Genomic DNA, 10,046 nt, shown 5'->3' with positions numbered 1-10,046 from the left:
CGGCGGCGGCTGCTGCCTTAGGATCGGAGCCGACGGCGCGGATGTGGAGGCCGAATGGGGTGCGCGCCAGCATGACGGCGACGGCCGGCACGGCGAGGATGGCGATGTAGGTCAGCATGTGGTGCCCGGAGAGCAGCGGGCCGAGAACCGGCACGCCGCCGAGCAAGGGGATGTCGATATTGGGCAGCACGCCGCTTTTGAGCGCGCCCGACATCCCCTTGTCGCCGGTGGCAAGGAACAGGCCCAGCGTCGTCGCGGCAAGTGCCGCCATGTTCAACGCGATGCCCGTAATGATGAACTGGGTGCCCAGTCCGTTGATGAAGAACGCCATCAACGCGCCCAGCAGTCCGCCGCCCACGAGGGCAGCCAGGAGCCCGAGAAACGGGTTGGCGGTGGCGGCGCTGACCAGGACGCCAATCAGCGCGCCCGACAGCATGATGCCTTCCATGCCGATATTGAGCACGCCGGCCCGATCGGAGATGAGGACGCCGAGCGCCGCGAGCAGCAGCGGGGTCATCACCCTGAGCACGGTGGCGAACACGGCGGGGTCGGCGAAGGCGCTGAAGAACTCGATCATGCGCCTTGCTCCTGGCCCTTGATGTCGCGGATCAGGCGAAGGAAGGCGGGGTGGCGGAAGATTGCGGCAGCGGTCACGGCCAGCATGATGGCGGCCGTCACCAGTCCGACGATTTCGCTGGGCACGTCGAGATTGCGCGCCAGCATGTCGCCGCCGACCTGCAGATAAGCGAGGAACAGCGCGGCCGGGATGACGAGGAACGGGTTTTCGCGCGCCAGGATGGCGACGGTGATGCCGGTCCAGCCATGGCCGGGGAGGGCCGTCCAGGAGAAGCGGCTATAGAGCCCGAGCACTTCGATGGCCCCGGCCATGCCGGCGATCAGCCCACCGGCGATCTGCGCCTGCATCAACAGCTTCGACGACGGGAGGCCGAGATGGCTGGCAAAGCCGGGGCTCGAGCCGACGATGCGGATATTGAGGCCGGAGCGGGTGCCATAGAGCCAGATGCCGCCGACAAGGCAGGCGAGGAAGGCGATGACCACCCCGCTATGGAGGCGGGTGCCCTGCAGCAGCCGATCGAGGGTGAAATCGGCAGGCAGCTTGTAGGACATCAGCGCCCCGGCATTGGGGTCGCGCAGCACGTAGTTGAGGAAATACACCCCGGCGAACAGGAAGGCGAAGTTCAGCACCAGCGAGTTGACCATTTCGGAGGCGCCGAAGCGCACGCGCAGGTAGCCCGGCACGATACAGGCGAGCGAACCGACCAGGGCACCGATCAGAATGGCGGCTGGCGTTGCGACGAAGCCGGTGAGCGGCAGCAGCACGGCAGTGGCCGCGGCGGCGAGGCCGCCGAGAAAGAAGCTGCCTTCGACGCCCAGGTTGAACATGCCGGCGCGGAAAATGACGGTCGCGGCAAGCCCGGTCATCATGGTGGGCGTCGCCGCCTCGAGGATGTTGCCCATGTGGCGGATGGTGCCGAACGGGCCTAGGACGAAGAGCCGCAGTACTTCGAGCGGGTCGGGCTGCGACAGCGCCAGCGGCACCAGCACGGCGAGGATCACCAGCACGATGACCAGTGCGGTGAGGGCGAATTCGGTGAGGCCGGCAAGGATGGCGCGGGTCATGCGGCCGTCTCCAGCCCGAGCATGTAGGGGCCGAGCGCCGCGGGCGTCAGGCCGGCATGGTTGGCGAGGTCGGCCACGATCCGGCCGTTGAACAGCACCAGCACCCGATCGGCGAGCCGCAGCAACTCATCGAGATCGGCGGTGATCAGCAGCACGGCGGCGCCGTTGCGGGCGGCGAGGTCGATGCGGCCATGCAGCAGGGCGGCGGCGGCGACATCGACGCCGCGGGTCGGCTGGTCGGCGATCAGCAGTTTCGGCGCGCCCGCAAGCTCGCGTGCCGCGATCAGCTTCTGGGCATTGCCGCCCGACAGCGAATCCAGCCGCTCACCGGTGCCGCCGGCCCGCACCGCGTAATCGGCGATCATCTGCTGCACCCGTCTGCGGATGGCGCCGCGGCGGAGGAACGGGCCCCATTGCAGCGCCTTGTCGCCATCGGTGCCGGCAACGGCGTTGTCGGCGAGGCTGAGCGAGGCGGTGCCGCCGCGGGCGTAGCGATCGGCGGGGAGGTAGGCGAGGCCGGCCTGGCGCCAGTCGGGCGCGGCGGCCCGCGACATGTCGGCGCCGGAGAGCCGGATGCTGCCGGAGGCCGGATGCATCAACCCGCTCAGCACCCCGACGAGGCCGCGCTGGCCGCTGCCATCGACGCCGGCAATGCCGACGATCTCGTCGGCGCGGATCGAAAGCGAGATGTCCTCGATGCGGTCGGCCGGGTCGCGTGAGCGGGTCGAGACATGGGCGAGTTCGAGCACCACCGGCGCGTCGATCACCTGGCGCTGGCGCCGCGGTACGTCGACATCGCGGCCCATCACCATGCGGGTGATCTCGGCATCGGCGATCTCGGCAAGCGGCGTGGTGCCCACCACCTTGCCGGCGCGCAGCACGGTGACGGTTTCGGCCAGCGCCCGCACTTCGTGCAGCTTGTGCGAGATGAAGAGGATGGTCATCCCCGCGGCGCGGAGGTCGCGCAGGCGGTTGAACAGCTCCTCGATTTCGGGGGGCGACAGCACGGCGGTCGGCTCGTCGAGGATCAAGAGGCGGGTATCGCGGGCCAGCGCCTTCAGGATCTCGACCTTCTGCTGCGCCGCGACCGAGAGTGTGTCGGTGCGCGCATCGGGATCCACCGCGAGGTCGAAGCGCCGGCTGAGCTCCACCACCTGGCGGCGCGCCTTGCTGCGATCGATGAAGATCGAGGCGCGCGGCTCGTGGCCGAGGATGATGTTCTCGGTGACGGTGAGGATGGGCACCAGCGAGAAGTGCTGATGCACCATGCCGATGCCGTGCCGGCCGGCAAAGTCCGGCGTCACGGTATCGACCGCGGCGCCATCGATCAGGACCTCTCCGGCGCTCGGGCTTTCGAGCCCGAACAGGATCTTCATGAGCGTCGATTTGCCGGCGCCGTTCTCGCCGCAAATGGCATGGATGGCGCCCCTTCGAATGTCAAAGGAAGCCTCCGTCAGGGCCACGGTGCCGTTCGGGTAGGTTTTCGACACTCCCCGGAACGAGACGATGGGACCCTCGGCCATATGCGGCGAGCTCTGCATTGGCGCTTACGGACGGACGGCGTCGCGGATGGCGTTGATCGCGGCGGTGTCCATGCCGAAGGCGGTGGGCACGACGATCTCGCCGGAGGCGATCTTGGCCTTGGCGTCGGCGACGGCGGCCTTGGTCTCGGCGGATGCCAGCTTCTCGTAGTTGCCGGTCTCGACGATGCCGACGGCGCCTTCAGCGAGGCCGACCGTCTCGGCCGAACCGAAGGGGAGCTTACCCTCCTTATAGAGGTCGTAGGCCCGGACCAGGCTGACATCGACGTTCTTCAGCACCGAGCTCACCACCTGGCTGGCGATCGCCGGATCGCTCTCGGCGAAGATGGCTTCCTGGTCGGAATCGACCCCGAGCACGAACTTGCCGGTTTCCTTGGCGGCAGCGGCTTGGCCGAGGCCGGCCTGCGAGGCGGCGATGAAGCCGATGGCGACGCCCGAGCGATACTGGGCGAGGCCGAGCTCCTTGCCCTTGGCCGCATCGGTGAACGAGCCGGCATAGGCGACCGACACCTTGACGTCAGGGGTGACCGACTGGGCGCCGGCGATATAGCCGACGAGGAAGTCGTTGATGACAGGGATATCCATGCCGCCGAGGAAGCCAAGCGAAGTGCCGGCATCGGCCGGGAGGCCCGACTTCAGGAGGCCCGCGGCGAGGATGCCGCCCAGATAGGAGCCTTCGTTCTGCTTGTACTGCACGGCATAGACGTTCGGGTAGGCGCCGCCTTCGAAGGGCAGGCTCGCATCGAACAGGATGTACTTCTTGTCCGGATACTGCTCGGCCACCGTGCCGAGAGTCTCGCTGAGTGAGAAGGTGCCGCCGATGATCAGGTCCCAATCCTGCTCGGAAACTTCGAGCAAAGCCGGCTCCCAGCCAGTCGGATCGTCGCCGATCTCGAGCACCTTGGTCTCGACCTCGTCGCCATACTTGGCCTTGATCTCCTCGATGCCCTTGTTGGCCGAGTCGAAGAACGACTTGTCGCCCAACGCGCCATTGACCAGCAGCAGGACCTTGTCGGCGGCGAGCGCGCCGGCGGCAGTGGCGGCGAGCAGCGCCGTGGCGCTGACCAGCCCGAGGGCAGCGCGGCGCAACGCCACGCGGGTTACGGATTTGGACATGAAACTCCTCCACACGATGCGATGAGACTGAACGATCGGGTCGTTTAATCGTGTAAATAGATAAGCGGGGTGCTATAGGGGGAGTCAAGATGGATTTCGTCGTGCTTTGGTTGGACCCGCCGTCGCTCGGCGCTAAGCACTTGGCAGGGCTATGAACTTCATCCACAGATGACGATGCGGGAAACGGGGATCAGATGACGCGGGGCAGGAGCCCGACCATCAAGGACGTGGCGAAAGCCGCCGGGGTCTCCTCGGCGACAGTGTCCTATGTGCTCAACGACCTCAACAAGGTCACCCCGGAAGTCGATGCGCTGGTACGGCGCATCGCCAAGGAACTGGGCTACTCGCGCAACAATGCGGCCCGCGCGCTGAAGACCGGCCGCAACAACATCATCGGCTGCATCCTGCCCACCCTCACCAGCCCGGTGTTCCCGGAAATTGCCCAGGCGGTGCAGTTGCGCGCTGAGGCGCATGGCTACGCAACGCTGGTGATCGATTCCGGCAATGCGCCGATGCGCGAGGAGAAGGTGGTGCGGACCCTCGCCAAGCATGGCGTCGATGGCGCGGTGGCGCTGCTGCACCCGAAATTCAAGCTGGGCGATCCGCCGATCTTCCCGATCGTCTCGCTCGATGCGAAATTCCCCGGGCTCGACAGCGTGCATGCCGATCACTATGCGGGCGGGCGGTTGATGGCGGAGCACGCCATTGCGCTGGGGCATCGCCGCATCGGCATGCTCTCGGGCTTCCAGGATCTCACCAGCAGCTTCGAGCGCCGCCAGGGTTTTGTCGACGCGGCGGCGGGGCGGCTGGAGCTGATCTGGGAAGTCAACGTCCACCTGGTGCCGCAACTGCCGCCGCAGGCGGTCGAGGCGATCCGCCGGCGCGAGGTGACGATGATCGCCTGCGTCAACGACCTGGTGGCCATCGCGGCGCTGAGCGTGCTCAAGGACAGCGGCATGAGCGTTCCCGGCGACGTCTCGGTGTTCGGCTTCGACGACATGCAATGGGCGAGCTGGCCGCTGATCGATTTGACCACCATCCGCCAGCCGCTGGCCGAGCTGGGCAGCCGCGCAGCGGACCTGCTGATCTCGCGGCTCGACGATCCCACCCGGCCGACCGAGGACCTGGTGCTGCCGGTGACGCTGGTCGGGCGCGGCTCGACGGCGCGGGTGGAGTAGGGGGCTGGTGGTGCCCCATCGCCCCCTCGCCCCAGAGGGGAGAGGGGACGCGGGCTCGACCGTCAGCGCGGAAACGGCTTAACTTCGCGCGATGCACCAGCACTATTCCACCGATGTCGAAGGCGGCGCGCCGGTGCGGCGGCGCTATGCAATCCGCGGCCGCCTGGAGTTTGCGAGCTACCTCGAGTTCGTCGCCGAACGGGCGCGCTGGCTCGATATTCGCGGCTGGGTGAGTGCCGATGGCGCCGAGGTGACGCTGGTGGCGGCGGGGCCGGAAGCGCTGGTCGGGGCGCTGGAAATGGCCTGCACGCTCGGGCCGCTCGAAGCTCTGGTCGAGACGATCGAGGCAGTGGACGAGGCAGGGCCGGTGGGGAACGGGTTCGAGGTGCGGGGCTGAGGGGATTGGCTCACTAGCTCGCAGTCGGGATTCCTCTCCCGCTTGCGGGGGAGGGGGACCGGCCGAAGGCTGGTGGAGGGGGGAGCCCCACGCACCGTCAGGCGGTTGAACCGGACGCAGCGGACGCAATAGCCGCCAACACCGCAGCAGGTCGTGCGTCGACGTCCTCCGTGGAGAACCGGAGCACCCTGATCCCCTCTTTCCTCAGCCAGGCCGTTCGACGCTGATCTCGGTCAATCTGCTCCTGATGTACCGGACCGTCGACCTCAACGGCCAGCTTCATCGACGCGCAATAGAAGTCGAGGACGTAGGGCCCGACAGGGTGCTGGCGACGAAAATGCCAACCCAGTTCGTTACGGCGGAGCAACGCCCAAAGCAGCCTTTCCGGCTGCGTCATCGTGCGACGCAAGTCCCTCGCGCGCTCGCGAATGAAGTCCGGTGATCGCAAGGCCAGCTCCGCTCGTGGGGCTCCCCCCTCCACCACGCTATGCGTGGTCCCCCTCCCCCGCAAGCGGGAGATGACTCCCGACTGTCGGGTCGGCGGCAGGCCCATGAGTAGACCGGTCTGCAAGCCTAGAAATAATCCGGCACCCCCGGCATTCCCACGAATCCCGGCAGCTTCCGTACCCGGCGTTGCCAGAGGTTGATGGCCGGATAATCCTCGTGGCCGATGCCGGCGTCGTGGCTCAGGGCGACGTAGGGGAACGCGGCGAGGTCGGCGATGGTCGGGGTGTCGCCGACAAGCCATAGGCCGCCGGCCTGGGCACGGTCGGCAAGGTGGTCGTCGAGGAGGCGGAGGGCGGCGCGGGCCTTTGCCCGCAGAGCAGCAAGGTCGCCGGGATAGTCGAGCATGGCGATCATCCGGGCGCCGGAGATGGCCATGAGTTCGCCGCCGGCAAAGCTCAGCCACATCATGACCGGTCCGAAGCGCTCGTCGCGCGGCAGCCACTGGCCTGACGCGTCGTATTTGTTGGCGAGGTGGCAGAGGATCGCCTGGGCGTCGCGGAGGACGAGGCCGTCGTCTTCGAGCACCGGCAACTGGCCGAGGGGGTTCAGTGCCAGGAACCCCGGCTGCTTGTGCTCGCGGCCGGGGAAGAAATCGATCGCCCGGGTGTCGTGGGCGATGCCGAGCATATTGAGCAACAGGCGCACCTTGTAGCAGCTGCCCGAAAGCACATAGTCGTAGAGCTTAGGCATTGGGCAGGTCCGTTCTGGGGTCCGTGCCGAAGCGAAGCTCTTTCTCCTTGAGCCAGCGGCGGTAGAGCACCGAGCTCAGATCGGCGCGGGTCGGGGTTTCGCGGCCCGGCTGCAGCGGCAAGAGCGAGGGGCGCTGGTTCTCGAGCACGATCTTGTCCTGGACGAAGATCATCTGCTGGAATGCGCTGAGTTCGGCGTCGGTGCTGGTCTCGTCGATCACCAGCATGAAGGCATGGGCGACCGAGACTGCCTCATCGAGCGGCTGGACGAACAGCGCGATGACGTCCCAGCGCTCGGGCGCGGTGGGCGGCGTCTTGTAGAGCATGACGTTGAAGGGGCTGACCACGCGGTACATGTACTTGCTGATCTGGCCCTCGTCCGAGGCCGCCGCGGCCCTCGGCTGATAGAACTCGCATTTGGTGGCCCAGAGCTCATCGACATCGCGACGCTGTTCGACCTCGTACTTGGCCACTTCGGGGTGCGCCTCGGAACCGAGGATATCGGTGTGGACATAGGGGAAGTGGGCGAGGTCGAGAAAATTCTCGACCAGCCGCAGGCCGGAAGCCCGGACGCGCACCGGGCCGCAAAAGATCCAGCGGCGGTCGGGCTCGCGGGCTTCGGGCAGCTCGAACAGTCCCCGCTCCGGCGTGCCGAAGCTGGCCCAGAGATGCCGGTAGTCGGTGCGGACCGACAGGGCGCGGCCGGCGGCGCGGACCTCGACGCCATCCGGGTGGCGGCGGACGGTGAGATCCTCACCGAGCAGGCGCGACTGTGTCGTGACGCCAATGGGAAAGTCCTTGAGCGCGCCGAGCGTGTACCACTGGTCGAGCGCGGCCCGGTCGTCGGTGAGGCTCATGCGGCGGCTCCCTGTTCGAGGTTTTGGCGCAGGGCCCGCAGATGCGCCGTGGCGGCGGCGATGTCGATGTCGGCGCCAACAGCGTGCAGCATGGTTTTCGTCGCATGGACGCGGTGCCAGCCGATGTGCAGGGTGCTGCCCGCGAGGGGCAGCGTCACCAGCGCCCGGGCGGTCGAGCCGCCAAGTTCGGCAAGCACTCGCTCGGGCGCCGCTTCGACGGCGAGGCTGAGCACCGGGGCGAGCTCGGGCAGTTGCGGCGGCGCGTCAGCGCCAGTGCTGCTCATCCACACCATGCCGCCGGCCTCGGCTGCGGCATAGGCGTTGGCCCGAATGGTGGGTGGCACGGTCAGGTCCGGGTGCGCCGGGATGCGGAGGCAATTGGCGCCGGAGCCATATTGCCAGCCGTGGTAGAGGCAGTTCAGCGCATTGCCGCGCACGAAGCCAAGGCTGAGCCGCATGCCGCGATGCGGGCAGCGATCCTCCCAGACATGCGCCACGCCATCCTCGCCGCGCCAGATCATCACCTCGCGTCCCTCGACGATCACCGCCCGGGTCACGCCGGGAGGCACGTCGCGGCCCAGGGCAATCGGCATCCAGTCAGCCATGGGCAAACGGTCCTTGGTTAGCGGTGGTCAAGCTATTGTATGCAACGCACATGGAGATGATCAAATAATAGGCAGATATGGCGAGCCTGCGGACTCATTAAGCATTCAATGGTTCGGCCGAGCAAGCGGGATTCTCGCGTCACTTCAGTCAAGACGCTGAAAACGTTGATGGAATAGCACCGAACAGACGCTGCTCCGGCTTGGCACATGGATTGCATTGATCTCCTCGGATACCGGCGCTGGGCCCGGAAGGGCGGCGTCCAAAGGTGCAATCCAGGGGAAGACGTCATGACACTCACTGCCATCTCTCGCCGTACATTGCTCAAAGCCGGTGCAGCCGGGCTTGCCGCGTCGGCGCTGCCGTTCGGGATCGCCAAAGCGCAGACCAGCGTAGTGCTCGGCATCGTCTATGTCGGGCCGAAGGACGATTTCGGCTGGAACCAGGCGCATGCCGTATCGGTGGAATCGCTGAAGGCACTGCCGGGCATCACCGTGGTGGAAGAAGAGAATGTGCCCGAGACCGACGCCGTGGCCAAGTCCATGGAGTCGATGATCAACCTCGATGGCGCCAACCTGATCCTCGCCACCTCGTTCGGCTACTACAACCCGTTCGTGGTGGAACTGGCGAAGAAATATCCCGACGTCACCTTCCGGCACGCCGCGCCGTTGTGGAACAAGGATACCGACCCGCCAAATGCCGGCTCGTATTTCCCGTACCTCAACCAGGCGCATTACGTGAACGGGGTCGCCGCAGGGCTCTCCTCGGGCGGCAAGATCGGGTTCGTCGCGGCCAAGCCAATCCCCTCGGTTCTCTCCAACATCAACTCGGCACTGCTCGGCGCGCGCTCGGTGAACCCCAATGCCACGGTGCAGGTGATCTTCACCGGCGAGTGGAGCCTGCCTGTGCGCGAAGCGGAGGCCACCAATGCGCTGGTCGATGCCGGCTGCGAGGTCATCACCTGCCATGTGGACAGCCCGAAGGTGGTGATCGAGACCGCAGAGGGGCGCGGGGTGAAGACCGCCGGCCACAATGCCAGCCAGGCGCCGCTGGCGCCCAAGGGCTTCATCACCGGCGCCGAGTACAAGTGGGAGACGATCTACAAATCCTACGCCGACGACATCGCCGCCGGCAAAACCCCGCCGAACTTCCTGGTCGGTGGCTACAATAACGACATGCTGCGCAACACGCCCTATGGCGCCGGCGCAACGCCAGAGGCGATCAAGGCCGCCGACGCCGCCATCGCCGCGCTGGTCGCCGGCGCTCCGATCTACAAGGGGACGCTCAAGGACAATACCGGCAAGGTCGTCGTCGACAAGGACTACGACAATTACGACCCCTACCTCGACGGCATGAACTGGCTGCTCGAGGGGGTGCAGGGGTCGATTACCTGATCTCGGATCTCGGCGCCCCTCGCCCCTCAGGGGAGAGGGTAGCGCAGCTAGGACCGAAGGTCCTTAGCGGAGCTTGGGTGAGGGGTGTGCTGCATCAGAGTGCACTCGGCTGACGCTTCACCC

Annotated in this window: 11 protein-coding genes (1 of these 11 cut by a window edge); 3 read left to right on the top strand and 8 right to left on the bottom strand. The window is 66.8% G+C overall.

Features of this window, described 5'->3' with window-relative positions; translation table 11 throughout:
• The 4 genes in view from APS40_RS04630 to APS40_RS04615 are tightly spaced (at most 24 nt apart) and all read right to left on the bottom strand, a layout consistent with a single transcriptional unit that may run on beyond the window.
• Nucleotides 1-577: the 5' portion of an ABC transporter permease gene (locus tag APS40_RS04630; protein WP_055045954.1), read on the bottom strand. The gene continues 344 nt to the left of window position 1, outside the view; 577 of the gene's 921 nt are visible here — the first part of the coding sequence; it begins with the start codon at nt 575-577; the stop codon falls past the left edge of the window.
• Nucleotides 574-1,641 (bottom strand): ABC transporter permease, encoded by a 1,068-nt coding sequence (locus APS40_RS04625; protein WP_055045953.1) that lies wholly within the window; start codon nt 1,639-1,641, stop codon nt 574-576. Before APS40_RS04625 ends, APS40_RS04630 begins: the two co-directional genes overlap by 4 nt.
• Nucleotides 1,638-3,164 carry an ABC transporter ATP-binding protein gene (locus tag APS40_RS04620; RefSeq protein ID WP_236884194.1) on the bottom strand — a complete coding sequence of 509 codons (1,527 nt, stop codon included), beginning with the start codon at nt 3,162-3,164 and terminating at the stop codon, nt 1,638-1,640. Before APS40_RS04620 ends, APS40_RS04625 begins: the two co-directional genes overlap by 4 nt.
• Nucleotides 3,165-3,188: 24 nt before the next feature.
• Nucleotides 3,189-4,298 (bottom strand): BMP family ABC transporter substrate-binding protein, encoded by a 1,110-nt coding sequence (locus APS40_RS04615; protein ID WP_055045951.1) that lies wholly within the window; start codon nt 4,296-4,298, stop codon nt 3,189-3,191.
• Between the two features lie 194 nt (nt 4,299-4,492).
• Here APS40_RS04615 and APS40_RS04610 point away from each other — a divergent pair, with 194 nt between their 5' ends.
• Entirely contained in the window at nt 4,493-5,476 is a 984-nt protein-coding gene (locus tag APS40_RS04610) for a LacI family DNA-binding transcriptional regulator (RefSeq protein ID WP_055045950.1), read from the top strand.
• Nucleotides 5,477-5,567: 91 nt separating this feature from the next.
• Nucleotides 5,568-5,873: an acylphosphatase gene (locus APS40_RS04605; protein WP_055045949.1), complete on the top strand. Its 306-nt coding sequence runs from the start codon at nt 5,568-5,570 to the stop codon at nt 5,871-5,873.
• Nucleotides 5,874-5,970: 97 nt separating this feature from the next.
• Here the strand turns inward: APS40_RS04605 and APS40_RS04600 are convergent, their stop codons facing one another.
• The 4 genes from APS40_RS04600 to APS40_RS04585 form a co-directional block, all read right to left on the bottom strand.
• Entirely contained in the window at nt 5,971-6,270 is a 300-nt protein-coding gene (locus APS40_RS04600) for an endonuclease domain-containing protein (protein WP_055049543.1), read from the bottom strand.
• Between the two features lie 176 nt (nt 6,271-6,446).
• Nucleotides 6,447-7,070, bottom strand: a complete 624-nt coding sequence (locus APS40_RS04595) for a glutathione S-transferase family protein (RefSeq protein WP_055045948.1) — start codon at nt 7,068-7,070, stop codon at nt 6,447-6,449.
• Nucleotides 7,063-7,926 (bottom strand): hypothetical protein, encoded by an 864-nt coding sequence (locus APS40_RS04590; RefSeq protein WP_055045947.1) that lies wholly within the window; start codon nt 7,924-7,926, stop codon nt 7,063-7,065. The genes APS40_RS04595 and APS40_RS04590 overlap by 8 nt, the downstream gene beginning before the upstream one ends.
• Nucleotides 7,923-8,531: a Rieske (2Fe-2S) protein gene (locus tag APS40_RS04585; RefSeq protein WP_055045946.1), complete on the bottom strand. Its 609-nt coding sequence runs from the start codon at nt 8,529-8,531 to the stop codon at nt 7,923-7,925. The genes APS40_RS04590 and APS40_RS04585 overlap by 4 nt, the downstream gene beginning before the upstream one ends.
• Before the next feature lie 288 nt (nt 8,532-8,819).
• Between APS40_RS04585 and APS40_RS04580 the strand changes: the two genes are divergently transcribed.
• Nucleotides 8,820-9,923: a BMP family ABC transporter substrate-binding protein gene (locus APS40_RS04580; RefSeq protein WP_055045945.1), complete on the top strand. Its 1,104-nt coding sequence runs from the start codon at nt 8,820-8,822 to the stop codon at nt 9,921-9,923.
• The last annotated feature ends 123 nt before the right edge of the window (nt 9,924-10,046 follow it).

The organism is Devosia sp. A16 (assembly GCF_001402915.1).
In the GTDB taxonomy this organism is placed as follows: Bacteria; Pseudomonadota; Alphaproteobacteria; order Rhizobiales; family Devosiaceae; genus Devosia_A.
This window is presented reverse-complemented; position numbering and strand designations above follow the sequence as displayed.

Excerpts from the sequence above, each read along its gene's own strand:
- APS40_RS04595 (WP_055045948.1), bottom strand. The coding sequence starts at position 7,070 with ATGCCTAAGCTCTACGACTATGTGCTTTCGGGCAGCTGCTACAAGGTG.
- APS40_RS04585 (WP_055045946.1), bottom strand. The coding sequence starts at position 8,531 with ATGGCTGACTGGATGCCGATTGCCCTGGGCCGCGACGTGCCTCCCGGC.
- APS40_RS04625 (WP_055045953.1), bottom strand. The coding sequence starts at position 1,641 with ATGACCCGCGCCATCCTTGCCGGCCTCACCGAATTCGCCCTCACCGCA.
- APS40_RS04600 (WP_055049543.1), bottom strand. The coding sequence starts at position 6,270 with ATGACGCAGCCGGAAAGGCTGCTTTGGGCGTTGCTCCGCCGTAACGAA.
- APS40_RS04605 (WP_055045949.1), top strand. The coding sequence starts at position 5,568 with ATGCACCAGCACTATTCCACCGATGTCGAAGGCGGCGCGCCGGTGCGG.
- APS40_RS04580 (WP_055045945.1), top strand. The coding sequence starts at position 8,820 with ATGACACTCACTGCCATCTCTCGCCGTACATTGCTCAAAGCCGGTGCA.
- APS40_RS04615 (WP_055045951.1), bottom strand. The coding sequence starts at position 4,298 with ATGTCCAAATCCGTAACCCGCGTGGCGTTGCGCCGCGCTGCCCTCGGG.
- APS40_RS04610 (WP_055045950.1), top strand. The coding sequence starts at position 4,493 with ATGACGCGGGGCAGGAGCCCGACCATCAAGGACGTGGCGAAAGCCGCC.
- APS40_RS04590 (WP_055045947.1), bottom strand. The coding sequence starts at position 7,926 with ATGAGCCTCACCGACGACCGGGCCGCGCTCGACCAGTGGTACACGCTC.
- APS40_RS04620 (WP_236884194.1), bottom strand. The coding sequence starts at position 3,164 with ATGGCCGAGGGTCCCATCGTCTCGTTCCGGGGAGTGTCGAAAACCTAC.